Annotated in this window: 22 protein-coding genes; 6 read left to right on the top strand and 16 right to left on the bottom strand. The window is 56.5% G+C overall.

The window, feature by feature from the left end; genetic code table 11:
* Positions 1-220 precede the first annotated feature (220 nt).
* From dnaN to GRI39_RS02515, 4 genes are all read right to left on the bottom strand, one after another.
* Complete coding sequence (gene dnaN / locus GRI39_RS02530) at positions 221-1348, bottom strand: DNA polymerase III subunit beta (protein WP_160738106.1); 1128 nt, start codon at positions 1346-1348, stop codon at positions 221-223.
* Between the two features lie 202 nt (positions 1349-1550).
* Positions 1551-2303 (bottom strand): 3-oxoacyl-[acyl-carrier-protein] reductase, encoded by a 753-nt coding sequence (gene fabG / locus GRI39_RS02525; protein ID WP_160738105.1) that lies wholly within the window; start codon positions 2301-2303, stop codon positions 1551-1553.
* A complete protein-coding gene (gene fabD, locus GRI39_RS02520) occupies positions 2303-3241 on the bottom strand; it encodes an ACP S-malonyltransferase (protein WP_160738104.1) in 939 nt (312 codons plus the stop codon). Before fabD ends, fabG begins: the two co-directional genes overlap by 1 nt.
* A gap of 26 nt (positions 3242-3267) precedes the next feature.
* Positions 3268-4095, bottom strand: a complete 828-nt coding sequence (locus GRI39_RS02515) for an LD-carboxypeptidase (protein ID WP_160738103.1) — start codon at positions 4093-4095, stop codon at positions 3268-3270.
* Positions 4096-4180: 85 nt separating this feature from the next.
* Between GRI39_RS02515 and GRI39_RS02510 the strand changes: the two genes are divergently transcribed.
* The gene (locus tag GRI39_RS02510) at positions 4181-5605 is read left to right on the top strand and encodes a glutamate ligase domain-containing protein (RefSeq protein WP_160738102.1); all 1425 of its coding nucleotides are present in this window, start codon (positions 4181-4183) and stop codon (positions 5603-5605) included.
* A gap of 4 nt (positions 5606-5609) precedes the next feature.
* Here the strand turns inward: GRI39_RS02510 and GRI39_RS02505 are convergent, their stop codons facing one another.
* Positions 5610-6638: an amidohydrolase family protein gene (locus GRI39_RS02505; protein ID WP_211371405.1), complete on the bottom strand. Its 1029-nt coding sequence runs from the start codon at positions 6636-6638 to the stop codon at positions 5610-5612.
* A 264-nt stretch (positions 6639-6902) separates the two neighbouring features.
* Here GRI39_RS02505 and GRI39_RS02500 point away from each other — a divergent pair, with 264 nt between their 5' ends.
* From GRI39_RS02500 to GRI39_RS02480, 5 genes are all read left to right on the top strand, one after another.
* Positions 6903-7325: a hypothetical protein gene (locus GRI39_RS02500; RefSeq protein ID WP_246204832.1), complete on the top strand. Its 423-nt coding sequence runs from the start codon at positions 6903-6905 to the stop codon at positions 7323-7325.
* A gap of 264 nt (positions 7326-7589) precedes the next feature.
* The gene (gene rpsF, locus GRI39_RS02495; RefSeq protein ID WP_160738101.1) at positions 7590-7946 is read left to right on the top strand and encodes a 30S ribosomal protein S6; all 357 of its coding nucleotides are present in this window, start codon (positions 7590-7592) and stop codon (positions 7944-7946) included.
* A gap of 1 nt (position 7947) precedes the next feature.
* Positions 7948-8172, top strand: a complete 225-nt coding sequence (gene rpsR / locus GRI39_RS02490; RefSeq protein ID WP_160738100.1) for a 30S ribosomal protein S18 — start codon at positions 7948-7950, stop codon at positions 8170-8172.
* A gap of 12 nt (positions 8173-8184) precedes the next feature.
* Positions 8185-8796, top strand: coding sequence for a 50S ribosomal protein L9 (gene rplI, locus GRI39_RS02485; protein ID WP_160738099.1), 612 nt, complete (start codon positions 8185-8187; stop codon positions 8794-8796).
* Between the two features lie 139 nt (positions 8797-8935).
* Positions 8936-10375 carry an AMP nucleosidase gene (locus tag GRI39_RS02480; protein WP_160738582.1) on the top strand — a complete coding sequence of 480 codons (1440 nt, stop codon included), beginning with the start codon at positions 8936-8938 and terminating at the stop codon, positions 10373-10375.
* A 45-nt stretch (positions 10376-10420) separates the two neighbouring features.
* On the opposite strand, the gene GRI39_RS02475 is transcribed toward GRI39_RS02480, so the two are convergent.
* The 11 genes from GRI39_RS02475 to GRI39_RS02425 form a co-directional block, all read right to left on the bottom strand.
* Positions 10421-11251, bottom strand: coding sequence for an HpcH/HpaI aldolase/citrate lyase family protein (locus GRI39_RS02475; RefSeq protein ID WP_160738098.1), 831 nt, complete (start codon positions 11249-11251; stop codon positions 10421-10423).
* A gap of 2 nt (positions 11252-11253) precedes the next feature.
* Positions 11254-11700 (bottom strand): MaoC family dehydratase, encoded by a 447-nt coding sequence (locus GRI39_RS02470; RefSeq protein ID WP_160738097.1) that lies wholly within the window; start codon positions 11698-11700, stop codon positions 11254-11256.
* On the bottom strand, positions 11700-13577 hold the full coding sequence (locus GRI39_RS02465; RefSeq protein ID WP_160738096.1) for an ATP-binding protein: 1878 nt from the start codon (positions 13575-13577) through the stop codon (positions 11700-11702). Before GRI39_RS02465 ends, GRI39_RS02470 begins: the two co-directional genes overlap by 1 nt.
* Positions 13574-15175 carry a carboxyl transferase domain-containing protein gene (locus tag GRI39_RS02460; RefSeq protein WP_160738095.1) on the bottom strand — a complete coding sequence of 534 codons (1602 nt, stop codon included), beginning with the start codon at positions 15173-15175 and terminating at the stop codon, positions 13574-13576. Before GRI39_RS02460 ends, GRI39_RS02465 begins: the two co-directional genes overlap by 4 nt.
* Positions 15176-15177: 2 nt before the next feature.
* Positions 15178-16290, bottom strand: a complete 1113-nt coding sequence (locus GRI39_RS02455; protein ID WP_211371440.1) for an acyl-CoA dehydrogenase family protein — start codon at positions 16288-16290, stop codon at positions 15178-15180.
* Positions 16291-16512: 222 nt separating this feature from the next.
* Complete coding sequence (gene cueR, locus GRI39_RS02450) at positions 16513-16941, bottom strand: Cu(I)-responsive transcriptional regulator (protein ID WP_160738093.1); 429 nt, start codon at positions 16939-16941, stop codon at positions 16513-16515.
* The gene (locus GRI39_RS02445) at positions 16938-19283 is read right to left on the bottom strand and encodes a heavy metal translocating P-type ATPase (protein ID WP_160738092.1); all 2346 of its coding nucleotides are present in this window, start codon (positions 19281-19283) and stop codon (positions 16938-16940) included. Before GRI39_RS02445 ends, cueR begins: the two co-directional genes overlap by 4 nt.
* A 67-nt stretch (positions 19284-19350) precedes the next feature.
* On the bottom strand, positions 19351-20112 hold the full coding sequence (locus GRI39_RS02440) for an alpha/beta fold hydrolase (protein ID WP_160738091.1): 762 nt from the start codon (positions 20110-20112) through the stop codon (positions 19351-19353).
* Positions 20113-20211: 99 nt separating this feature from the next.
* The gene (locus GRI39_RS02435; RefSeq protein ID WP_160738090.1) at positions 20212-21237 is read right to left on the bottom strand and encodes an aspartate-semialdehyde dehydrogenase; all 1026 of its coding nucleotides are present in this window, start codon (positions 21235-21237) and stop codon (positions 20212-20214) included.
* Positions 21238-21313: 76 nt separating this feature from the next.
* Positions 21314-22519 carry an APC family permease gene (locus GRI39_RS02430; protein ID WP_160738089.1) on the bottom strand — a complete coding sequence of 402 codons (1206 nt, stop codon included), beginning with the start codon at positions 22517-22519 and terminating at the stop codon, positions 21314-21316.
* Positions 22520-22525: 6 nt separating this feature from the next.
* Positions 22526-24805 (bottom strand): S9 family peptidase, encoded by a 2280-nt coding sequence (locus tag GRI39_RS02425; RefSeq protein WP_160738088.1) that lies wholly within the window; start codon positions 24803-24805, stop codon positions 22526-22528.
* Between the last annotated feature and the right edge of the window lie 6 nt (positions 24806-24811).

Raw genomic sequence — 24811 nt, 5'->3', positions numbered from 1 at the left:
ATGCCTCGCCTGTTTGAGAGCACAAAACCACAAAAACGAGTCCAGTGCCCCATCCCGATCAGGAAAAAGCGCTTCCGTTTTCCCCTATCACAGCAGATGCCGTCAAATTACGCCGTTCCCAGCCCAATAGTGCAAAAGCCGAGCAGCCCACTGCCAAAGTCAGCGAGGAAAGCCGCAAGGCTTTTGCAATCGGCAGGGCAAAAGCCTGCCTACCTGTTCATCAGACACGCATTGGCATCAGAACATAGAGTGCCTGGCTCTTATCATTCTGACGGATCAGTGTCGGCGCGCCCGGATCAGCGAGATGCAGCTCAACGCTGTCCCCTTCGATCTGGCCGAGAATGTCTTTGAGATAATTGGCATTGAAGCCGATTTCGAAGCCTTCGGCTGAATAATCCGCCGGCACTTCTTCAGCGGCCGTGCCGTTGTCAGGTGAGGAGACAGAGAGCGTCACCCGGTCCTGATCGAGGCCCATCTTTACAGCACGGGTCTTTTCGGTGGCGATGGTCGCCACACGGTCCACACCGTCATAGAGGCTGCGCGGATCGACTTTCAGCAATTTGTCGTTACCGGTTGGGATAACGCGGCTGTAATCGGGGAATGTGCCGTCAATCAGCTTGGACGTCAGCACAACGCCGCCTTCCCCGCCCATGGAGAAGCGGATCTTGCTGGCCGACAATTCGATGGCCACATTACCGTCGAGTGCTTCTTCAAGCAGTTTGCGCAGTTCTGCCACAGCTTTGCGCGGCACGATCACGTCGGGCATTCCCTCTGCGCCTTCGGGGCGTGGCAGAGTGAAGCGCGCAAGGCGGTGACCATCGGTGGCCGCAGCTTTCAGCACAGGTTCTTCATCTTCTGCGACGTGAAGGAAAATGCCGTTCAGATAGTAACGGGTTTCTTCGGTCGAGATGGCAAAGCGCGTGCGGTCAATCAGTTCGGCAAGCTTCTTCGCTGGAAGCTCGAAGCTGGTTGGCAGATCACCTTCCACGATGGTCGGGAAATCATCGCGTGGGAGCGTGGGCAGCGAGAAACGGCTGCGCCCGGCCTTCACCGTCATGCGGTTATCAGCCGTTTCCATGCTCACCTGGCTGCCATCGGGCAGCTTGCGGGCAATATCAAACAGGAGATGCGCCGAAACAGTAATCGCACCGGCCGTCTCAACCGAAACGGCGGAGAGGCTTTCCACGACCTGAAGATCAAGATCGGTTGCCATGATCTTGAGCATCCCACTGCTGTCCGCTTCAATCAGCACATTGGACAGAATAGGGATCGTGTTGCGCCGCTCCACCACCGACTGGACGTGAGACAGACAGCGAAGCAGCGTCGCGCGTTCGATGGTGGCCTTCATAATACTCTCATTCCCCTCATGCGCCCCTTAGCGGAATCGCGTGTGAACGCCGGATAGTTCGCCTGTAATTCTTACCGCCAGTGCTTCGCGCGGCAAGGGTGAACCGTAAGGCGCGACGCGAAACTGGGGATAAAACCGGGCAAAAGCTCGTTATTTCTGCCCGGCCCCTTGTCAGCAAATAGCAAATCCAAGGCTCAAAGCCTCAGGCAAACATGGCCATGCCGCCGTTCACATGCAGTGTCTGGCCGGTCATGTAACCCGCTTCTTTCGATGCGAGATAGGCAACAGCGGCGCCAATATCATCGCCTTCGCCCATGCGCCCCATCGGAATGCGGGCGTTCAGCGCTTCTTTCTGTGCATCTGGCAGAACATCAGTCATCGCGGTGCGGATAAAGCCCGGAGCCACGCAGTTCACCGTAATCCCACGCGCAGCCAGTTCCTGCGCCAAGGATTTGGACATGCCCACAAGCCCTGCCTTGGCCGCGGCGTAATTGGCCTGACCCGGATTGCCGGTTGCCCCCACCACACTGGTGATGTTGATCATGCGGCCAAAGCGCGCTTTCATCATCGGGCGGGTCGCCGCGCGCATCAGGCGGAAAGCGGCTTCAAGGTTAATCTTGATGACAGCATCAAATTCTTCATCCTTCATCCGCATCGCCAGATTATCGCGCGTGATGCCAGCATTGTTCACCAGAATATCGAGCTTGCCGAGCGTATCGACCGCCGCTGGAACCAGTCCATCAACCTGTTCTGAATCGGATAGGTTGCAGGTGATCTCGACGTGGTCATGGCCAAATTCATCATTCAGCTCCTCACGGAAGGCACGCAATTTGTCAGCATTGGAGCCAGACAGCGCCAGCCGCGCACCCTGTGCTGCAAGGCTACGAGCGATGGATGAACCGATGCCGCCACTGGCGCCGGTTACAAGGGCAGTCATGCCAGTAAGATCAAACATCAACCAATCTCCTTTGCCAGCGCTTCGATCTGTTCCATCGTTACGACGCTGGTAATTGTTACATCTTTCGCGGTGCGACCAATCATCGGCCCAAGCACCTTGCCGCCAAGTTCAATAAACTCATTCACATCCGCTGCCTGCATGGCGATCACACTTTCGCGCCAGCGCACCCGTCCGCAAACCTGCTCAACCAGCAAATCACGCTCAATCGCAGGGTCGCTGGTGAGCGTAGCGGTGACATTGGAATAGACCGGCAGGCGCAGAGGTTGCGGCGGGGTCTTTTCCAGCGCCTCAGCCATCGCATCGGCAGCAGGCTTCATCAATTCGCAATGGAAAGGTGCGGAAACCGGCAGCAGCACGCCGCGCTTGATCCCGTGATCCTTCACCATGGCAACGGCGCGCTCAATCGCTTCGCGGTGGCCGGACAGAACCACCTGCCCCGGATCATTGTCATTGGCGATCTGACAGAGCTGGCCTTCAGCCGCAGCTTCGGCCAATGCAGTCGCCTTTTCGATGTCAGCCCCCAGAAGCGCCGCCATGGCACCTTCACCCACCGGCACAGCGGCCTGCATCGCCTGACCACGCAGCTTAAGCAGCCTGGCCGTATCGCTCAAAGAGAACGCACCCACAGCACACAGCGCCGTATATTCACCGAGAGAATGCCCGGCGACGCAATCGCCCTTATCGGCCAGCAACACACCGCATTCTTTTTCCAGAACGCGCAAAGTGGCAATGGCATTGGCCATAATCGCAGGCTGCGCATTTTCGGTAAGGGTCAGTTCCTCTTCCGAACCTTCGCGCATGATTTTAGAGAGGTTCTGCGAAAGAGCCTCATCCACTTCTTCGAACACTTCGCGCGCAAAGGCGCTGGCTTGGGCAAGATCGGCGCCCATGCCGACTTTCTGGCTTCCTTGCCCCGGAAATACGAATGCCCGCATGATAATCTCCTAATATTGGGGGCGGATTATGAGCACGACGCCCGTCCTGCAAGGCCGAATGGCACGATTTTGTTGGCTTGGTCATGCCCGATGTCAGCCATTCCCAGAAAAGGAATGCCTTCGCGCCCGCACCAATAACGCGCCATCTGCTCAGGTGTAGCGCCAAAGGGACGGACATTTTCAGGTACACCCGACACTCGCCCAAGGCGCAATCCGGCGATGCCATGGAGGTGCTGCGTCACATGGAACAGCAACCGGTCCACCGCATAAAGATATTCCGAAACTTCCTCCACCATGACCACATGGCCGGAAAGATCAGGCATCAATTCAGTGCCGCAAATCATCGCCAGCGTCATCAGATTAAAGGCAACCGTTGGCCGATCATCCAGGCTCGACTCAAGCCCGCTTCTGTCCCCTATAAGATAGCTTAAGGACCTGCTGAGTGCTTCTGTGTTCCCGCTACTGCTGCCATCAATGACCATGGGACCATGCACAGGCGTGCCTATCCCCGCCCGATAAAGCGCGGCCAGAAGGTAGCCGCTGTCAGAATACCCCAAATAAGTCTTGGACTTAGCCGAACCGTGGAGCTGATCCACCGCCAACGCCGCAATCCGATTACCGCCATAGCCGCCGCGAGCAAACCAAACAGCATCGCTGGAAGGATCATTGGCACATTCCAGCAAAGCCGCCAGCCGCACCGCATCCGAGCCAGCAAAATGGCCTTCCTCGGCATAGCATTGCTCGTGAAACAGCAGCTCCACGTCAGGAAATGCAGCTTTCGCAAAGGCATAGGCCCAGCCCGCCTCATCGCGGGTTATAGGCGTTGCAGGCGCACAAATAGCAATTCGCTTCATACATACTGCCTAATCCGGCAAATTGCTCTCGTCACCCATGAAGTGTGTATTGATCGCTTACCTCAAAGCCCCTAGGCCTTGGAATATGACGACTAAAACCGGCGCCGCGCTCGCATCTCACCCCTGGTTCTTTTGTGGCATTGGCGGTTCGGGAATGCTGCCGCTGGCCATGATCCTCAAAGGACAGGGTGCGCAAGTGGCCGGGTCTGATCGCAGTTACGATCAAGGCCGCACACCTGCCAAGTTCAACTGGCTGAAAGAACAAGGTTTTTCGCTCTTTCCACAAGATGGCAGCGGTATCCACTCAGCCGATCAGGTGCTGGTTGCCTCCGCTGCGGTGGAAGACACTGTGCCGGAAGTCATTCGCGCGACAGAGCTTGGCTGCCAACGGATGAGCCGCGCCGAATTGCTCTCCACACTCTTCAATGCAGCGCCTTGCAACATTGCTGTGGGCGGCACTTCCGGCAAATCGACCGTCACCGGAATGCTGGGATGGATCCTCTATTCCTGCGAACAGGACCCGACGATCATGAACGGTGCGGTGATGAAGAACTTCACTTCGCCCGACGTCCCCTTTGCTAGTGCCCGTGTCGGCCAGAGCGGCGTATTTGTCAGCGAAGTGGATGAAAGTGATGGCTCGATTGCACTTTACAAGCCAGCCGTTTCGCTGCTGCTGAACGTCAGTCTCGATCACAAGAGTATCGAACAATTACGTGTTTTGTTTGGTAATTTCATCAAGGCGGGTGAAAAAGCTGCGGTCAATTGGGACAATGACGAGGCCCGCTATCTGGGCGAAAAATTGCCGGCTGTTCTATCTTTCGGCATCACCAACCCCGAAGCTGATATTGGTATTGAACCGGGCACAATCGAACAGAGCGCCACTGGCATTTCTGCACTGATGGTCGATCGGCGCAGTGACACGGGTTATCCGCTACATGTTAAAATGCCGGGGCAGCACAATCTCTCCAATGCCTTGGCGGCGGTGGCCGCAGCGGTTCAGGCGGGCATCGACCCCGGCGAAGCGACCAGTGCTCTGGCGAGCTTTACGGGCCTCGCCCGTCGTTTCGATATCATCGGAACCAGCGCGTCGAACATTACGGTGATTGATGATTTCGGCCATAATCCTGAAAAATGCGCGGCCACCTTGCGCACTTTGAAACAGCAGGAAGGGCGCGTGATCGCCTTTTTTCAGCCCCACGGCTATGGCCCACTCAAGCAAATGGGACACGAATTGGCTCAGGTTTTCGCCCATCTACTCGGGAGTGAAGACAGAACAATTCTGTGCGACCCGGTTTACTTCGGCGGTACGGTGGACCGTTCCGAAGGAAGTGAAAGAATCGTCCAGCTTATTAAGAGCGCTGGCGGCGATGCTGCGTACATTCCTTCGCGCGAGGAATGCGGTCAGCATATTGCAGCCATAGCTAAACCGGGCGATCGCATCGTGGTGATGGGCGCGCGCGATGACACGCTCAGCCAATTCGCCCGCGATATCCTCGACCGGTTGGCCTGATCTCTTACTTCTTCTCTTTGTCGATCCGCAGAAAGCGCGCGGCATTATTGTAGAGAATATCTCGCTTTTGCTGCGGGGTGAGATAGTCAGCGTTCTGAATAATGCTGATCGAATAGGACATGAGTTTAGGCCACATCATCTGATCGGTGCCAAACATCACACGGTCTTCAAAACCAGCATCTACGAGACGCTCAATATAGCGGTTCACTTCTTCGAGCGGGTAGCTCCAGATCAAACCTGCAATATCGACATAGACATGGCTGTTCGCACCCAGCATGGCGAGCATATTGTCGATCATCGGATATCCTGCATGCATGACCTGCACCCGCAGCTTTGGATGGCGTGCCAGCAAATCTTCCAGCTTGAGCGGGTCGCCCATCGATGCGCGATAGGTCGGCGTACCGATATTGGCCCGGCCCGATCCGCCAGTCCCCATATGGATCGCTACAGGAATATCGAGCTTTTCAGCGAGCGCAAAATAGTCGTCCACGCTCATATCACTGGGTGACATACCCGCATATTGCAGGCCGATTTCCCCCATGACTTTGAAGCCATCTTGGGTGAAGGCCATTTCCAGCATTTTCAATTGCTGCGCTTTATCGACATTCGGACCGATATCGAAACTCGTCCCCGGAATAACTCTGTTAGGCGCCGCTTCAACCCATTTCTTTACATCATCCGGCTTGCCAAACACGACCGCTTTAACATTCAGCCGCTCCATCTCCGCAATCATATCGCTGAGATATTCACCCGGTTTGGATGGATAAAGTCGCGGAGAACAATCTTCGTCCGACCAGCCAATCGGCGCTTCCGGCCCATCATCAGGATCGGAAGCGAGGAATTGCGAAGCATTCGGACACATGGGCGGCAAGCCTGGAAAGCTCTCGATCCCGGCATGAAAATGTACATCGATAATGGGCGGCAATTCATCACTTTTAGGCGTGAAGGCTGGCGCGCCTTGTGCCATCGCCGGCGCATACAGACCTGCCGTCAGACATAGGGCAGCAAGCCCCGTAAAGCACCGAATATTCATCAACTCCCCTCCTGTTATATCTCTCCGCAGACCATTTCGATTGGTCAGCAAGAAGGGCAGCAGAAATCACATGATGTGAATGAAGTCCAATACACAAACGGTCTTGATCTATCCACAAAACGCATCCCCGCCCGCCCCAACAGCCGTCAGGAAAAGGCAGGTGGAGCGTGAAATGCGATATGAGGAGCCGGTAAGACTATTCCCCAAGGGAACGCCCACCTAAAGACACGCACGAGTAAGTATTGAATAAGGAGTTTTTTACCCATGAACCGCCTATCCGCTCGCCTTTTAGCCCTTGCCCTCGCCGCTGGTGCAGGGTTTGCAGCCAACCCGGCTGCAGCGCAGCAGATTTCGGCTGAAGCAAATCTTGCCAGTGAGGATGGAGACTGGGGCGCCGAACTGGGCGCCGGGTACAGCCTGCTGAATGCAGGTGGCTTCAGCCTCACTCCTGGAGCCGGCGTATATATTCATGACAATGATGGCTCTGGCGATACCTCAACCCAGCTTTATGGCCGCGTTGAGGCCAGCTACTCTATCCCGGCCTCTGTCACATTGGGCATTGGCGCGCGTTTTGCGCATGAAGTTCGCCCGTATGGCACAATCTCCTATCCCCTGCTCCCAATGCTGAGCGTCAAGGGGAATATTGGTGACGATTATTATTCCGCAGGCCTGCAAGCGAAGTTCTGATTGCCCTGTGCCACCCCGCCATTTCGCTTTTGAGCGCAAATGGCGGGACCACACATTCCCATCGAACGCAGTGGAAAAACCCGCTTTTCATACTCAGGCAAACCTCATTGCTTGCTTTTACCAGCGGAACGCGTATGAGCGCCCCTTCCCCGCAGCTATGGACTCGAATGGGTTTGCTGCGGTGGGTTATTGAAGAAAGCCGGAGGGGCCTCTTGCGATCCGCGCAAAGGTCAGCGATCGGTGGAACAGAAAAGGACATAAAGCATGGCTCTTTACGAGCATGTTTTCCTGGCGCGCCAGGACCTGAGCCAGGCTCAGGTCGATGCACTTGCTGCAGCAGCCACGGAAATCGTCGAGAAGCTTGACGGTAAGGTGACCAAGACGGAAACCTGGGGCCTCAAGAACCTCGCCTACAAGATTGACCGCAACCGCAAAGCACACTTCGTGATGCTGAACATCGAAGGCCCCGGCGCAATCGTCGCGGAACTCGAACGTCAGAACCGCATCAACGAAGACGTCCTTCGCTGGCTGACCATTGCCGTTGATGAACACGAAACTGTTCCATCCGTCATGATGCGCAAGAACGACCGTGAACGTAAGCGCCGTGGAGGAGAAAGCTAAGATGGCACGTCCTTTTTTCCGTCGTCGCAAGTCCTGCCCTTTCTCTGGCAAGAATGCGCCGAAGATCGATTATAAAGATGTACGCTTGCTCCAGGGCTTCATGTCCGAGCGTGGCAAGATCGTACCTAGCCGCATTACTGCCGTTTCCGGCAAGAAGCAGCGTGAACTTTCCCGCGCCATCAAACGCGCTCGTCATCTGGGCCTGCTGCCCTACGTCGTGAAATAAGGAGAAGCACTGATGGATATCATTCTCCTCGAACGTATCGAGAAGCTCGGCGCAATCGGTGATGTTGTCACCGTGAAGGACGGTTACGCTCGTAACTTCCTGCTTCCGAACAAGAAAGCCCTTCGCGCTAACGAAGCGAACAAGAAGGTCTTCGAAGCCAACCGCGAACGTCTTGAAAAAGAAAATGCGGAAAAGCGTGCTGTTGCAGAAACGCAGGGTCAGGCTGTTGAAGGTACTGAGATCGTTCTGATCCGTGCATCTTCCAACTCCGGCCAGCTTTATGGTTCCGTAAGCGTGCGTGACATTGCTGAGAAGCTGGTCGAAAAGGGCCATGACATCAGTAAGTCACAGGTCGTTCTTGAGCATCCTATCAAGAGCATCGGCATGACGCAGGTTCGCATCGCGCTGCATCCTGAAGTTCACGTTTTCGTGAAAGCTAACGTCGCCCGTTCGGACGATGAAGCTGAACTGCAGAGCCAGGGCGTGGATGTCATGGCACAGATGTTCGATGATGATCATGCTGAAAGCGATGGCTTCACCGAAGCCAAGGATCCGAATGCAGAGCCGGGTGAAATCCCCGAAGACATGCTCGAAGAAGGCGCAACGGAAGAAGAACAGGCTTAAGGCCAGCCTCTTTCGCGCCATTCGGCCAAAAGTGATAAGGGCGTGGGTTTCACCAGAAACCTGCGCCCTTTTTGCTGTAAAAACGCATAAGTGGTGCTTTGCCTTTGAAATGTCAGAAAAGACCGCTTAATTGTTTACGATGAACAACAGCAAAAAGATAATCGCCGAATTAACGGCCCTACACACACAAGCCGTCGCCACGTTGCGGCGCGACATTCTCGCATTTGGTGAACATGGCACACTGCCCCCGCCTGAACGGCGCGCTGACGGCAGTTATTGCTATCCTGAATTGCTGATCCATTATAATGGGGAAGAACCCAAAAGCATGCGCTCGCGCGCCTTTGGGCGGCTGACTGAAGCCGGCACCTATGCCACCACCATCACCCGGCCAGCGCTCTTTTCGGACTATCTGACCGAACAGCTCGACCTGCTGCTGAATGATTATGCCATCGAAGTAGAAGTACGTCCTTCGCGGCAGGAAATCCCCTTCCCTTACGTGCTCGATGGCGCGGAAGGTGCGGCGATGGCGCATATCAGCCCACCGGAACTGGCCAAATTCTTCCCATCCACCGACCTTGCTCTGATTGGAGACGAACTGGCTGACGGGATGGAGCTGGGGGAGCCCGGCGATCCCTTCCCTCTTTCGCTGTTTGACGGTTTGCGGACGGATTTTTCGCTTGCGCGTCTTGCGCATTACACAGGCACACGGCCGGAACATTTCCAACGCTTTATCCTGTTCACTAACTATCATCGCTATGTCGATGAATTCGTCGACTGGGGTGCTGAACAGGTCGGGCAGGGCCGCTATACCGCGCTTGCTGGTGCTGGTGGCCTGTTCATCGAAGAGCGGACTGAGAATGCGCGAATGCAGCTTTCGGATACCGCATGGCGCCGCCACCAAATGCCTGCCTACCACCTCATTGCAGAAGATGGCATGGGTATCACACTGGTCAATATCGGCGTCGGCCCTTCCAATGCCAAGACGATTACCGATCACCTCGCTGTGATGCGGCCCGAAGCATGGCTGATGATTGGTCATTGTGGGGGCCTGCGCCCCAGCCAGAAGATTGGCGACTTCGTTCTAGCCCATGCTTATCTGCGTGACGATCATGTGCTCGACGCCGTGCTCCCGCCAGAAATCCCCCTGCCCGCTATTGCAGAAGTGCAGCAGGCTCTGGCTGGTGCAGCAGAAGAAGTCAGCGGCACCCGCGGGTCTGATCTCAAGCAACGGATGCGGACCGGCACTATCGTCACCACTGACGATCGCAATTGGGAATTGCGTTATAGCCAGATGGGCCAGCGCCTTTCTCAAAGCCGCGCCGTTGGGATTGAGATGGAAAGCGCCACCATCGCAGCGCAGGGCTATCGCTTCCGCGTGCCTTACGGGACACTGCTATGCGTGTCAGACAAGCCGCTCCACGGTGAAATCAAGCTGCCGGGCCAGGCCAACAAATTCTACGAAGAGGCCATTAGCGGCCATTTACAGATCGGCATTCGCGCCTGTGAACGGCTCCGCGCGGAAGGCCCCGGCCTCCACAGCCGCAAGCTGCGCGCCTTTAACGAACCACCATTCCGGTGATCGAATGATGTCCGGTGTGGGGGCACCTCACCGGACGCCACTTTCTCAAACTTGTGCGATAAGCCGCTGCGCCTGGAGCAAATGCGGCCGGTCCACCATGCGGCCATTGATGCTGAGTGCGCCTGCCTCCGGGTTGTGAGCGAAGGCTTCCACCACCGCACGCGCTTCCGCCAGTTCTTCAGCACTGGGCTGAAAAGCTGCGTTGATGATCGGTACTTGCGCCGGATGGATCGCCATCATGCCGGTGAAGCCATCGCGCCGCCCGCGCGCCGCATAGGCGGCCAATCCTTCCTCATCGCGGAAATCAGGGTAAACCGTCTCAATTGCTGGGACATCGGCAGCATGGGCGGCAAACAAAGCCAGCGAACGGGCCATTTCATAGGGCGGCGTATAAGCTCCGTCTTTTCCGCGCGAAGTGCTTGCACCAATAGCGGCAGGCAAATCCTCCGCTCCCCACGTCAGGCCAAGCAAATGCGATGAAACTTCACGAAATGTGCCCAGCTCAAAAATAGCCGCAGGGGTTTCGGTCGCAATCGGCAGGACCGGCACGTCCCCATGCCATTCACGCCCGATCAACTGGCGTACACTCGCAGCGCCTTCTGCCTTGGGGAGCATAATCGCATCAGGCACATGTTTCAGCACGGCATCGAGATCATCCTGCACCTCTGGGTGAGACAGCGGATTGATACGGACCAAGGTAGTGCACTGACGCGAAGCTTTCAGAAAATCAGCGACGGCAGCCCGCGCTATGCCTTTCCGCTCAGGTGCGACGGAATCTTCAAAATCGAGAATTATCGCATCGCCCCCGCTCGCCACCGCCTTGGCAAAACGATCAGACCGGTCACCCGGCACGAAAAGCAGCGAACGCAATCTCATTTTCAACTTCCCTTGATGAGCGCCATACGCAAACATTCACAAGCCACTTCATCACGCTGATTGAGCAAACGATGATGAAAGGTCACGATTCCCGCACCTGGGCGCGATTTGCTCGCACGGGCTTCCACCACTTTGGTTTCTGCACGCAAAGTATCGCCAAGGAAAGTCGGCTTGGGATGCAGCAATTTGTCATAACCGAGATTGGCAATCAGCGTACCCAATGTCGTTTCGCCTACGGACAGGCCGATCATCAGCGCGAAGGTGAAAGTGCCATTGACGAGGATCTGACCAAATTCACTTTCCTTCGCCGCCTCCACATCAAGATGCAGTGGTTGCGGATTATGCGTCATGGTGGAGAATAACAGATTATCCGTTTCCGTCACCGTGCGGCGGATTTCATGGGCGATGGTATCCCCCACCTGCCATTGATCGAAAAACCGTCCCGCCATTATGTGTCCTCTGCTTCGATCCGGGCAAGCAGCGTTTCCACCTGCACCTGAGCCCCCGGTTTTGCGCTGAGTTCTGCCACAATGCCATCAAAAGGTGCGGTGAGCGTGTGTTCCATCTTCATGGCTTCCAGCGTCAGCAGCTTTTGCCCCGCTGTCACCTGCTCGCCCTCAGACACGTCAACCGAGACGATATTGCCCGGCATCGGCGCAAGGATCGCACCGTTGGAAGCGGCCCCGCCGCCCACGCTTTCACCGCGCTTCATCATGACAGCAAAAGTACGGCCATGGCGCGTTACCAGCACACCGCGATCATCAAGCACAGTGACATGAACATCGCAGACAGGCTCGCGATCAGCCCGCACATCATATTCCTCACCATCCACGGCAAGCGGCATTGTGCGGTGTGAAGCCGCATTCAGGCGGAAACCAGAAAGGCCAGCCAAGGGGCCAGTATTCCAACGCTCGGCAATGGCGCGCCCAGCCTGCCCCAGCACCACCGCATCAGGCGCGCCCGTGGCAATCAATTCATCCTGATACTCACCCAGAAAACCAGTCGTAATCGCCGCTTCACCAAATGTCGGATGAGCCAGCGCGTTATAAAGAAATGCAGCATTGGTTTTGACCGGCCAGACAGTCAGCGCATCCAGCCCGCCTCGCATCTGGCCAATAGCCTGTTCACGAGTATCAGCATGGGTCACCAATTTGGCAATCATGGGGTCATAGAACGGGCTGATTTCCGAACCCTGCTCAACCCCTGTTTCTACCCGGATAGGCTGGTTCGGGAACTGACAGACTTCCAGCCGCCCGGTGCTGGGAAGGAAACCCGTTGCAGGATCTTCAGCATAGAGCCGTGCTTCTATAGCATGGCCCTTGATCGCCAGTTCTTCTTGCTTCAGCGGAACGGGTTCACCACTCGCCACACGCAATTGCCATTCCACCAGATCGACGTCCGTAATCTCTTCAGTTACCGGATGTTCGACCTGCAGGCGCGTGTTCATTTCCATGAACCACACGCGATCAGCGCGTAGACCTTCGGAAGCATCCGCGATGAATTCCACCGTCCCTGCACCGACGTATTCCACTGCCTGTGCTGCTCTGACGGCGGCCGTGCAGATGGCATTGCGTGTCGCTTCATCCATGCCCGGAGCAGGCGCCTCTTCGATCACCTTTTGATGGCGCCGCTGGAGCGAACAATCGCGTTCAAACAAATGAACGACATTGCCATGGCTATCGCCGAAAATCTGCACTTCAATATGTCGGGGCGCATCGATCCATTTCTCGATCAGCACCACATCATTGCCGAAACTTGCCTTGGCTTCGCGCCGGCAAGAGCTGAGCGCATCAGCAAAATCGGCCGGATCATCAACCTTGCGCATTCCCTTGCCGCCTCCGCCAGCAACGGCCTTGATCAGCACGGGATAGCCGATCTCTTCAGCCTGTTTCTGTAGGAAATCGGCGTTCTGATTGTCACCGAAGTAGCCCGGCGTCACAGGCACACCCGCCTCAGCCATCAGAGCCTTGGCAGCATCCTTCAGCCCCATAGCGCGGATGCTATCTGGCTTAGGCCCAACCCATACAAGGCCAGCATCGGTCACACTTTGGGCAAATTCCGCATTCTCGGACAAGAAGCCATAACCAGGGTGGATAGCTTCCGCCCCGCTCTCCTTTGCCGCAGCGATGATGACATCGCCTTTGAGGTAGCTTTCAGATGCCTGTGACGCCCCGATATGCACCGCTTCATCCGCCATGCGGACATGCAGAGAATGGGCGTCTGCGTCAGAATAAACCGCCACAGTGCGCACACCAAGGGCACGCGCAGTGCGGATAATCCGGCAGGCGATTTCGCCACGATTGGCTATAAGCAAAGACTGGATCACATGCGGAACACCCCGAAGCGGGGCGCCTCCTCGATTGAGGCGTTGAGACAAGCGGCAAGGCTTAAGCCCAGCACATCGCGGGTTTGCGCAGGGTCAATAACGCCATCATCCCACATTCTTGCAGTGGCGTAATAGGGATCGCCTTCTTCTTCGAATTTCTGCCGGATCGGCGCCTTGAAGGCTTCTGCTTCTGCTTCGCTCCAGCCATCGGCATCGCGGTGAACGGTGGCGAGCACACTGGCCGCCTGTTCGCCGCCCATCACACTGATGCGGCTATTGGGCCAGCTAAATAGAAAACGCGGATTGTAAGCCCGGCCCGCCATGCCATAATTGCCCGCGCCAAAACTGCCACCGATCAGCACGGTAATCTTGGGCACTTGAGCGGTCGCCACTGCCGTCACCAGCTTGGCGCCATGTTTGGCAATGCCTTCGGCTTCATATTTCCCGCCGACCATGAAACCAGAGATATTCTGGAGAAACAGCAGCGGAATGCCGCGCTGGCAGGCCAGTTCAATGAAATGTGCACCCTTCACGGCGCTTTCCGAAAACAGCACCCCATTATTGGCCAGGATCGCCACCGGCATTCCCCAGATATGGGCAAAGCCACAGACGAGGGTTGTGCCATAGAGTGCTTTAAACTCATGAAATTCGCTGCCATCGACCAGCCGCGCAATCACTTCTTTCACATCATAGGGCTGACGCACATCTTCTGGGATCAGCGCATAGAGGTCTTCAGCCGCATATTTGGGCGGGCGCACATCGCGCAAATCAGTCTGCGCAGTTTCTTTTGCGCCCAAATGGCTGACAATATCGCGCAAGATAGTCAGCGCATGTTCGTCATTCTCAGCGAGGTGATCGACCACCCCGGATTTGCGCGCATGGAGATCGCCACCGCCGAGATCTTCGGCACTGATTTCTTCCCCTGTCGCGGCTTTCACCAAGGGTGGACCGGCAAGGAAAATCGTGCCCTGTTCGCGGACAATCACGCTTTCATCGCTCATCGCCGGAACATAGGCCCCGCCTGCCGTGCAGCTTCCCATCACACAAGCGATCTGGGGAATGCCCTTCGCGCTCATATTGGCCTGATTGTAAAAAATCCGCCCGAAATGATCCTTATCCGGAAAAACTTCGGCCTGATTGGGCAAATTCGCTCCACCACTATCGACGAGATAGATGCAAGGAAGCTGGTTCTGTTCGGCAATTTCCTGCGCCCGCAGATGCTTCTTCACCGAGAGCGGGAAATAGGTCCCCCCCTTCACCGTCGCATCATTAGCGAGCACCATCACCTGACGGCCTGAAACCCGTCCAATACCGCCGATCAGGCCCGCACCGGGGATTTGATCGTCATACATCCCGCCAGCGGCAAGCTGCCCGATTTCGAGAAATGGCGTGCCGGGGTCAAGCAAACGCTCTACCCGGTCACGCGGGAGGAGTTTGCCGCGCGAAAGGTGTCTCTCACGCGAACGCTCGCTACCGCCAAGCGCTGCCTTGGCAACTTTTGCGCGCAATGCATCCGCCAATGCGCGGTTATGTTTTGCCCTCGCCTGCGCTTCCTTGGAGGCGGTATCAAGCATGGTCGGAATGATGGGTCCGCTCATCCTCAGCCTTTCATCAATTCACGGCCGATCAGCATCCGGCGCACTTCATTGGTTCCCGCTCCAATATCGAGCAGCTTGGCATCGCGCAGAAAGCGTTCGACCGGCCAATCCTTGGTATAACCTGCCCCGCCCAATGCCTGCACAGCTTCCAGAGCGACCTTCACCGCATTTTCGCTGGCCAGCAGAATAGCGCCTGCCGCATCATAACGGGTGGTCAGCCCTTCATCACAGGCCCTCGCAACAGCATAGAGATAGGCCCTGCTGGAATTGAGCGCGACATACATGTCAGCAACCTTGGCCTGCATCAGCTGGAACTCCCCAATCGGCTTCCCGAATTGCTGACGCTCCATGAGATAAGGCATCACCACATCGAGACAGGCCTGCATAATGCCCGTCTGGACACCGGCAAGAACGGTGCGCTCATAATCAAGCCCGCTCATCAGAACGCCCACGCCCTTGTTCACTTCACCCAGCACATTTTCCGCCGGAATCTCTGCATCTGCAAACACCAGCTCTACGGTAGGAGAACCACGCATCCCCATCTTCTCGATCTTCTGGCCAATCGAGAAACCGGGCGTGTCTTTCTCGACGATAAAGGCCGTGATGCCATGTGGCCCTGCATCCGCATCAGTCTTGGCATAGACCACCAACACATTGGCTTCCGAACCATTGGTGATCCAATATTTCGTGCCGTTCAAAATATAGCGGTCGCCCTTTTTATCGGCCCGCAGCTTCATCGAAACCACATCTGACCCAGCACCCGCTTCGCTCATCGCCAATGCACCAATATGGGTGCCCGCGATCAGTTGCGGCAAATAGCGGCGCTTTTGTTCATCATTCGCCCAGCGATGGATTTGATTGATGCAAAGGTTGGAATGCGCGCCGTAAGAGAGGCCTACAGAAGCCGAGGCCCGTGCCACTTCTTCCTGCGCGACAACATGAGCGAGATAGCCAAGATCAAGCCCGCCCCATTCTTCCGCTACGGTAATACCATGCAGGCCCAGCTCGCCCATTTCAGCGAAAGTGTCACGCGGAAACCAATCTTCCGCATCCACTTTTTGCGCGATGGGCATGAGCTTGTCGCGAGCAAAACGCTCGGTCGAATCGCGGATCATATCCACGGTTTCACCGAGGATGAAATTCAATCCAGTCACTTTTCTCTCTCCCAATTTGGTTTCGAAAGTAACATAGTTTTGGAAGGATCTGCTAGCTGATCCTTAGTTTGTAATTATATTACTTAGCGCATGGGAGACGCATAGGTTCCGGCATTGTGAGCGCGTAATGGCAGCATACGGAATTGCCAGGCACTGCCGACCATTCAAGCGCAGTGCAGCGACTCACTCACCTGAATGGGCAGGGCATGATGGATCACCCGCCAACCCTTGCGCCAAGCCTTGCAGGATCGGGCAATCGGGCCGGTCATCGCCCTGGCAATTGCTGGCCAGCTCCCGCAGCGTATTACGCATGGTTTCAAGCTGAGAAATCTTGGCATTGAGGTCAGCGATGTGGCGCTGGGCAAGCGATTTGACTTCACTGCTGGCTCTTTCCCGATTTGCCCACAAATCCAGCAATTCCTTGATCTCAGGAACGGAGAAGCCAAGATCGCGCGCATTGGCGATGAAAAGCAGCCGGTGAATATCGCTCGGCGCATAATCACGATAGCCACTATCCCGCCGCACAGGCTCAGGGATCAGCTTGATCTGCTCATAATGACGGATCATCCGCTGAGATACGCCACTGGCCCGGGATGCTTCACCAATATTCACAGATGCACCTTATTGAGCCTGAGGGCATTCGTCACCACGCTGACCGAAGATAGCGACATGGCCGCTGCGGCAATGATCGGCGACAGCAAAATCCCGAAGAAAGGATAGAGCACGCCTGCTGCAATCGGCACCCCAATCGCATTATAGATGAAGGCGAAGAACAAATTCTGCCGAATGTTGGACATGGTCGCTCGGCTTAGATGGCGGGCCTGCGCAATGCCGGTGAGATCGCCTTTCAGCAAAGTCACACCAGCACTTTCTATCGCAATATCAGTGCCCGTTCCCATGGCAATCCCCACGTCAGCAGCGGCAAGAGCCGGCGCGTCATTCACGCCGTCCCCGGCCATAGCAACAATGCGGCCTTCAGCCTTCAGGCGTTCCACCACCTTGCTTTTTTCATCGGGCAGGACTTCGGCTTCCACTTCATCAATGCCGAGCATCCCGGCCACGGCTTGCGCTGTGGTCCGATTATCGCCTGTCAGCATGACGACGCGGACATTGTCCTTACGCAAGTTAGCCAGCGCCTGCTTTGTGGTGGTTTTCACCGCATCGGCAATGGCGATGATGCCGGCCGCTTTCCCGTCAATACTCACGAAAATCGCGGTTGCACCTTGTTCGCGCAGATCATCGGCCTGCTTTTCGATCAGAGAGAGATCGACTGAACTTTCTTTAAGGAAGCGCGCATTGCCCAGCAGGATTTGATGGCCATCCACCGTCCCCGAGGCACCTTTGCCAGTGGGTGAGTCAAAATCACTGACAGATGCCAAATCAAGCCCGCGCTCTTCAGCCTTGACCACAATTGCTGACGCCAGTGGATGCTCGGATGCGCGCTCAACCGCTGCTGCCAGCCCCAGCAGTTCATCTTCACTCCACGGATCGAGCGCGACAAGCTTCGTCACCGATGGCTTGCCTTCAGTCAGCGTTCCGGTCTTGTCCAGCACCAGCGTATCGACCTTTTCGAACCGCTCCAGCGCTTCGGCATTGCGGATCAGCACGCCATAGCTCGCACCTCTGCCAATCCCGACCATGATCGACATGGGCGTGGCCAGGCCTAGCGCACAGGGACAGGCGATAATCACAACCGACACGGCCGCAATCAGCGCATGAGAAAAGCGCGGGGCCGGCCCCCAGATCGCCCATGCCGCAAAAGCCAGCACCGCCACACACAACACAGCCGGGACAAACCAGCCGGCCACCCTGTCGGCCAGCCCCTGAATGGGCGCGCGTGAACGCTGCGCATCAGCCACCATCTGCACAATCCGGGCCAGCATCGTGTCACGCCCGATTTTTTCGCAAGCAACGATCAGCGAACCACTTTGATTGATGGTGCCACCGATAACTCGGTCCCCTTGAGCTTTGGTGACAGGCATGGATTCACCGGTAATCATCGCTTCATCCAGCGCAGAACGGCCCTCTTCCACCACTGCATCAACCGGCACTTTTTCGCCCGGACGGATACGCAGGCGGTCCCCAATGGCGAGATCTTCCAATGGAACTTCTGTTTCACTGCCGTCCGCATCAATTCGGCGGGCAGTTTTTGGAGCCAGCCCCAGCAGGGCCTTGATCGCGCCGGATGTGCGTTCCCGCGCTCTCAATTCCAGCACTTGCCCCAGCAGCACCAGCACGGTGATGACCGCTGCCGCTTCGAAATAGACCGCTACAGTGCCATCGACACCCCGAAAACTCGGCGGAAAAAGGCCGGGTGCCAGCGCCGCCACCATACTATAGACCCAGGCCACGCCTGCCCCCATCGCGACAAGCGTAAACATATTGAGATGGCGCGAACGGATTGACGCCCAGCCGCGTTGGAAAAAAGGTGCCCCGGCCCACAGCACGACCGGCGTAGCAAGAACAAGCTGAATCCACACAGAGATATGTGGTGGCACTAGATGATGCAGCGCCGGGAAGAGATGGCTGCCCATTTCCAGCAAGAACACCGGGAGCGCCAACGCCAGACCGATCCAGAAGCGCCGGGTCATATCCAGCAGCTCTTCATTGGGTCCGCTATCGAGGCTGACCATTTCCGGTTCCAGCGCCATGCCGCAAATCGGGCAGGAACCGGGATGGTCCTGCCGGATTTCCGGATCCATCGGGCAGGTCCATATTGTGCCCTCAGGCACATCTTCCGGTTCATCTGATGGGTTCAGATAGCGCTCCGGGTCAGCTTCAAATTTGGCGAGGCATTTGGGATTGCAGAAATAATAGGCCTCACCCGCATGGGTGGTGGTGTATTTTGCTGTCTCAGGATTAACGCTCATCCCGCAGACGGGATCGCGCACCAGATGGCTTTCCTCATCAGGGCCGTGGCCATGATTGTGATGGCATTGATGGCTCTGCGTCATCCTGTATCTCCTCGCATGAGGGATAGCTTATGAACCCTTACATTATGTTAGAGTCAAGCGCAGTGCATCAATCGATCAGATAGTCCCTTATCGCATCGCCCAATGCCGCTTCGGTGACAGAACTCATATGCGTACCGGGCACCTCGGCAAAGTGCGCGTCAGGCAGAGCCGCGACGAGCTTTTCGGCTGAGCCATTGTCATTGTCCTGATCCCCGCAGACGACCAGCGTGGGCATCGTGATGGCGGCGAGTTCATCGGCTGAAGTGTCATCGACAGACTGGAGCAGAAGCCTTGCAGCTTCGCGGTCTACCTTCATGGTTTTCATGAAAGACACTGCCATGAAGGCCGGATCACCGCGCTTCACATCATCGAAGCGATCAATGGCATCAATGAAGAACGCCGCCCGCTTGTCCCATCCGGCAAGGCCTTCCAGCCCCATGCCGCACAGCACCAGCTTGCGCGGGGTCAGCCCGGCGATCACCGCGCGCACGGCGGTTCTGGAGCCAAGAGAAAAGCCGACAAGATCGTAATCCTCCAGCGCCAGATGATCGACCAGCGCCTTGGCATCGCGCACCAGAACATCGGGGGGATAGGCCTCGGCCCCATGCGGCGCAGCGCTTTCTCCATGGGCGCGCAGATCGGGCATCACGACATCAAAGCCAGATTCAGCCAGCTTCTTGGCATGGCCAAAACGCACCCAGTTCATCTCGGCGCTGGAAAACAGGCCATGGAGGAGAATGACAGTTCGCCCTGCCGTGCCATTTTCAGGGCTGATGCGATGGAGAGCGAGTTGAGTGCCATCGAAACTGGCAAAAGTGGTGCTGTTCATACCCCATGCCTATCGCAGAGGGGAACACGCACCTGCAAGCCCCAATTGGGGCTCACCACCCGCAAGCCTGAGCCAGCGGGTGGGAACAATCAAAAAGGCTTAGCCCTTTTTCAAGTGGCGACGGCCCAGCAGTTCGGCGATCTGAACCGCGTTCAGAGCAGCGCCCTTGCGGAGGTTATCGGAAACACACCACAGATTGAGGCCATTTTCCGTGGTCGGATCTTCGCGCACGCGGCTGATATAGGTGGCACTGTCACCAGCGGCTTCCACCGGTGTTACGTAACCACCATCTTCATGCTTATCGATCAACATGCAGCCAGGCGCTTCCCGCAGGATGTCCTTGGCTTCATCTGCGCTGATTTCGCTTTCGAATTCGATATTTACCGCTTCCGAATGGCCCACGAAAACCGGAACACGCACACAGGTGGCACTGAGCTTGATCTTGGGATCGAGGATCTTCTTGGTTTCCACCACCATCTTCCATTCTTCCTTGGTCGAACCATCATCGAGGAAGACATCGATATGCGGGATCACGTTGAAGGCGATTTGCTTGGTGAAAGTGTTGGTGCTGACCGGATCGCCGACGAAGATCGCACGGCTTTGTTCGAACAATTCGTCCATGCCGGCTTTGCCTGCCCCTGAAACGGATTGATAGGTCGATACCACCACGCGCTTGATCCCGGCCGCATCATGCAGCGGCTTCAGGGCCACCATGAGCTGAGCGGTCGAGCAGTTGGGATTCGCGATGATGTTGCGCTTGGTATAGCCGTCAATCGCATCCGGGTTCACTTCCGGTACGATCAGCGGAACATCCGGGTCCATCCGGTAAAGCGAGCTATTGTCGATCACGACGCAACCCGCCGCAGCGGCTTTGGGTGCATATTCCTTCGTCGCGGCAGAGCCTACAGCGAACAGGGCAATATCCCAGCCGGAAAAGTCAAAATGCTCAAGATTCTTGCACTTCACCGTACGGCCGGAATCGCCAATATCCACTTCCACACCCACTGAACGCGAGCTGGCCACAGCGGCGACTTCGTCCATCGGAAATTCGCGCTCTGCCAGAATGGCGAGCATCTCACGTCCGACATTTCCCGTCGCGCCGACGACCGCTACCCGGTAACCCATCGTAATAATCCTTCTTCAAACGTGCGTATTTTGAAATTTAAGTGGCGCGTTACCAGCTTGAGGACGCAAAACAAGCTCAGACTACACCAATCTGATAAAGAACCAGCATCACGGCACCGGCAATCGATCCCAATAGGCCCAGGACGGAAATCCATCGCCGCCGGACTTTGAGCGACAGGGCAATGAAATTCACCAGGGCAAAGATGAGCAGAAAAACAAAACTCGCCCCTTCTACCAGCGAGGCTATCTCGCCCATCAACACCAGCAGGATCGCCCCCGCCGAGATGATCGAGACACCAAACCAAGGCACATTGCGTGTATCACGCTTGGCAAAGAGTTTGGGCATATTGCCGTCTTGCGCAGCACCTTCGGCCAGTCTCGCGGTTGCGAAAATCGTTGCATTGATGGCCGAGCCAGCAGAAAACACCGCCGCGATGGAAACAGCAATAAAGCCGAATGACCCCAGCGCCTGCCGCCCTGCCAAGGCCAGTGAGACTTCCTTTTCTGCCACGATGTTGGAGGCACCGGCCAGCATTCCGGCCCCCACAGCCACCACCATATAGGTGATGGTGGTCACGATTATTGCAAGCGGCATCGCGCGGCTGATGGTGCGTGAAGGGTCGCGCATTTCGTTGTAATCATAGCTCAGGAGCTGGAACCCCTCATAAGCCATAAAAACCACGCCCATGCCGATAAAGGCCTCCCCAATGCCCACCGGGTGTTCCTGATCGAAGTGAAGATTATCCGGTGCCCAATGGTAAATCCCGAGACCTGCCAGGCCGAGCAGAATGACAAGCTTGCCCCAGACCACGAAAATCTCGAGACTGGTCGCCTCGCTTGCGCCGCGCAGATTGACGCCAAGCAGAACCACAATGGCCAAAATGGCGGCCGCTTTGGTCACCCAATGCGGCGCGCCAATTGCATAGGCAGCATAGGCCCCGAAGGTTTCGGCATAAACCGATATGGTCAGCGTATAGCCAATCACCAAAGTCCACGCGACTGCGCGCGCCACCCGTGGCCAGCCGGTTTCCATCAGATAGGCATAAGAACCACCCGACTTTTCAAATCGGGTGGTCAAGACGGCATAGGAATGGCCCGAAGCCAGCGCCACCAGCCCACCAATCAGAAAGCTGATCCAGGCCCATTGTCCGGCAACGGAAATAACGACGCCCAGCGTGGAGAATATCCCCCCGCCGATCATGCCACCAACCGCCATCGCCCAGGCCCCGCCCAGCCCCATGGCCGGGCTGCTTGCGCCCGCTCGTCCTTTATTCACACTCATTATACTTTAATCAGCGCTGTCGGGCGCTACTCCCTTATCTTTGAGGAAGTCGAAAATCGTATCCCACACATGGACGCTGATCTTCGGCCCTTTCACACTATGGGTCTGGCCCGGATAGAGCATCATTTCAAACGGCACGGCATCATGCTGGAGCTTGCCGATCAGTTCAGACGAATTTTCAAACACAACATTATCATCGGCAAGGCCGTGAATAAGCAGCATCGGGTCGGTGATTTTATCGGCTTCGGGAATGGCCGATGACGCGTCGTAAGCGGCCTTATCCCTTGTGGGATTGCCCATATAGCGTTCGGTGTAATGGGTATCATATAGTTCCCAGCGCGTAACCGGCGCACCGGCAATACCGGCAGCATAAAAGCCGGGATCTTCTTCCAGCATCTTCAGCGTCATATAGCCACCATAGGACCAGCCATAGATCGCAATCTTATCCGCATCGACGAATGGCAGGCTCTTGAGATATTTCGCACCCTGCTTCTGGTCAGACACTTCGACAGAGCCCATGGCGTGCCAGATCGCGCTTTCAAAATCGACGCCGCGATTATTGCTGCCGCGATTGTCGATCGCAAAATAGATATAGCCCTTGTCGACAATGGCTTGCGGCAGGCCGCCCTGCCAGGCCTTGGTGACCACCTGCACATGCGGCCCGCCATAATGCGAGAAGATCACAGGGTAGATCTTGCCCTTCTCCAGCTTGGGCGTGATCATCATATAATGCAGCGGCGTGCCGTCTTCTGCCTTCACCGTGCCAAATTGCGTCGGGCGATGGCTGGCAAGATAAGGCGCATAGGGATGATCGGCCGTCAGCGCGTTTTCCTCGATCCAGGTCAGGCGTTTGCCTTCTGCATCGGCCAGATAGGATTGCGGCGGCTGGTTTTGCGATGAACGGCTGACTATCAGCGTCTTGCCCGCATCGTCCATTTTGGCATTGTTCACATAAGCAGGATCGCTCAGCATCTCGATATGGGAAGGGTCTGCCAGATTGAGCGCATAGACCTGTGTAGCGAGCACATCGTCGCGATTGGCGGTGAACGTCACCCGGCCGGTTTTCTGGTCCAACCCGTCAAGGCTCGTCACCACCCAGTCGCCAGAGGTGAGTTGCTGCCACTTGCCCTTGCTGAAGTGATAGAGATGACCAAAGCCGCTGCGTTCTGACCACCAGATCAGGCTGCCATCATCGAGAAAGCGGTAATTATCCGTCAGATTGATCCAGCTCTTATCGCGCGCCTTCTCGCTGAACAGAATGCTCGACTTGCCAGTCGCCGGATCGACGCTGAGCATGTCGAGCTGCGTCTGATCCCGATTTTCGCGCTGGACATAGAGCGTCTTGCCATCGGGTGCCCAATTGACGCGGGCGACATAAATGTCTTCATTGGGGCCCAGGTCCACTTTCACCCGGTTCCCACCGTTAGGGTCCATCACAAAAAGCTGCACATCAGCATTAGGTGTGCCCGCCGCCGGGTAGCGCTGTTCGAATGTTTTGGTGCCGCTGGCACCAATGGATGCACGGGTCACAATGCCGACCGGGGCTTCATCCACGCGGGCCACCGCGATCCGCCGGTCATCGGGCGACCACCAAAAACCCTTATGCCGGTCCATCTCCTCCTGTGCGACAAATTCCGCCACACCCCATTGGACCGTATCGCCTTCCTTTGGTGTGATCGCCCGCGCCTCTGCACCGACATCGCCAGCATAGAGCTGTCCATCTCGAACGAAGGAAATATAGGCCCCGGTCTTGCTGAGCGCGGGATTGAGTTCCGCCTCTTCCGTATCGGTAAGACGCTGCACGGTGCCATCGAGCCGGGCGAGGTAAAGATCACCGTCAAGCGGAACCAGAATGGATTTGCCATCAGCGGCCCATTCATAGGTCACGATGCCCTTGAGATCGCCAATCCGCAGCCGCTCACGCTGCATCTTTTCTGCTTCAGACAAAGCGCGGCCAGAACCGAGCTTTTCGCTGTCCACCAACATGGTCCATTGGCCGTTTTCCCGGTCAAAACCCCATAGATCATACCGCTCCCGATCATCATCGCGATTGCGCAGCAATGTGAGATAGCGCCCGTCAGGCGAAAGCTTCACCCCGCGCGGCGATGGCCCCGCAATTGAAGGGCTAGCAAACAGCCGTTCCAGCGAGAGATCATGGGATGTTTGATTGGTCATGGCTGGTTCCTGCTTGGTCGCGGTTGAGGTTGACGTTTTGGCTTCAGCCGCAATGGGCAAAGAGGCCATAGCAAGCAGGCTGGCAGTGGCGAGAAAGCGGATAGAAATCATGAGTTA

It is taken from the genome of Altericroceibacterium indicum, from assembly GCF_009828105.1.
GTDB classification, from domain to species: Bacteria; Pseudomonadota; Alphaproteobacteria; order Sphingomonadales; family Sphingomonadaceae; genus Altericroceibacterium; species Altericroceibacterium indicum.
This window is presented reverse-complemented; position numbering and strand designations above follow the sequence as displayed.

What these genes read in the sequence shown, in the direction of transcription:
- dnaN (WP_160738106.1), bottom strand. Translation starts at nt 1,348, where the DNA reads ATGAAGGCCACCATCGAACGCGCGACGCTGCTTCGCTGTCTGTCTCAC.
- fabG (WP_160738105.1), bottom strand. Translation starts at nt 2,303, where the DNA reads ATGTTTGATCTTACTGGCATGACTGCCCTTGTAACCGGCGCCAGTGGC.
- fabD (WP_160738104.1), bottom strand. Translation starts at nt 3,241, where the DNA reads ATGCGGGCATTCGTATTTCCGGGGCAAGGAAGCCAGAAAGTCGGCATG.
- GRI39_RS02515 (WP_160738103.1), bottom strand. Translation starts at nt 4,095, where the DNA reads ATGAAGCGAATTGCTATTTGTGCGCCTGCAACGCCTATAACCCGCGAT.
- GRI39_RS02510 (WP_160738102.1), top strand. Translation starts at nt 4,181, where the DNA reads ATGACGACTAAAACCGGCGCCGCGCTCGCATCTCACCCCTGGTTCTTT.
- GRI39_RS02505 (WP_211371405.1), bottom strand. Translation starts at nt 6,638, where the DNA reads ATGAATATTCGGTGCTTTACGGGGCTTGCTGCCCTATGTCTGACGGCA.
- GRI39_RS02500 (WP_246204832.1), top strand. Translation starts at nt 6,903, where the DNA reads ATGAACCGCCTATCCGCTCGCCTTTTAGCCCTTGCCCTCGCCGCTGGT.
- rpsF (WP_160738101.1), top strand. Translation starts at nt 7,590, where the DNA reads ATGGCTCTTTACGAGCATGTTTTCCTGGCGCGCCAGGACCTGAGCCAG.
- rpsR (WP_160738100.1), top strand. Translation starts at nt 7,948, where the DNA reads ATGGCACGTCCTTTTTTCCGTCGTCGCAAGTCCTGCCCTTTCTCTGGC.
- rplI (WP_160738099.1), top strand. Translation starts at nt 8,185, where the DNA reads ATGGATATCATTCTCCTCGAACGTATCGAGAAGCTCGGCGCAATCGGT.
- GRI39_RS02480 (WP_160738582.1), top strand. Translation starts at nt 8,936, where the DNA reads ATGAACAACAGCAAAAAGATAATCGCCGAATTAACGGCCCTACACACA.
- GRI39_RS02475 (WP_160738098.1), bottom strand. Translation starts at nt 11,251, where the DNA reads ATGAGATTGCGTTCGCTGCTTTTCGTGCCGGGTGACCGGTCTGATCGT.
- GRI39_RS02470 (WP_160738097.1), bottom strand. Translation starts at nt 11,700, where the DNA reads ATGGCGGGACGGTTTTTCGATCAATGGCAGGTGGGGGATACCATCGCC.
- GRI39_RS02460 (WP_160738095.1), bottom strand. Translation starts at nt 15,175, where the DNA reads ATGAGCGGACCCATCATTCCGACCATGCTTGATACCGCCTCCAAGGAA.
- GRI39_RS02455 (WP_211371440.1), bottom strand. Translation starts at nt 16,290, where the DNA reads ATGATCCGCGATTCGACCGAGCGTTTTGCTCGCGACAAGCTCATGCCC.
- GRI39_RS02445 (WP_160738092.1), bottom strand. Translation starts at nt 19,283, where the DNA reads ATGACGCAGAGCCATCAATGCCATCACAATCATGGCCACGGCCCTGAT.
- GRI39_RS02440 (WP_160738091.1), bottom strand. Translation starts at nt 20,112, where the DNA reads ATGAACAGCACCACTTTTGCCAGTTTCGATGGCACTCAACTCGCTCTC.
- GRI39_RS02435 (WP_160738090.1), bottom strand. Translation starts at nt 21,237, where the DNA reads ATGGGTTACCGGGTAGCGGTCGTCGGCGCGACGGGAAATGTCGGACGT.
- GRI39_RS02430 (WP_160738089.1), bottom strand. Translation starts at nt 22,519, where the DNA reads ATGAGTGTGAATAAAGGACGAGCGGGCGCAAGCAGCCCGGCCATGGGG.
- GRI39_RS02425 (WP_160738088.1), bottom strand. Translation starts at nt 24,805, where the DNA reads ATGATTTCTATCCGCTTTCTCGCCACTGCCAGCCTGCTTGCTATGGCC.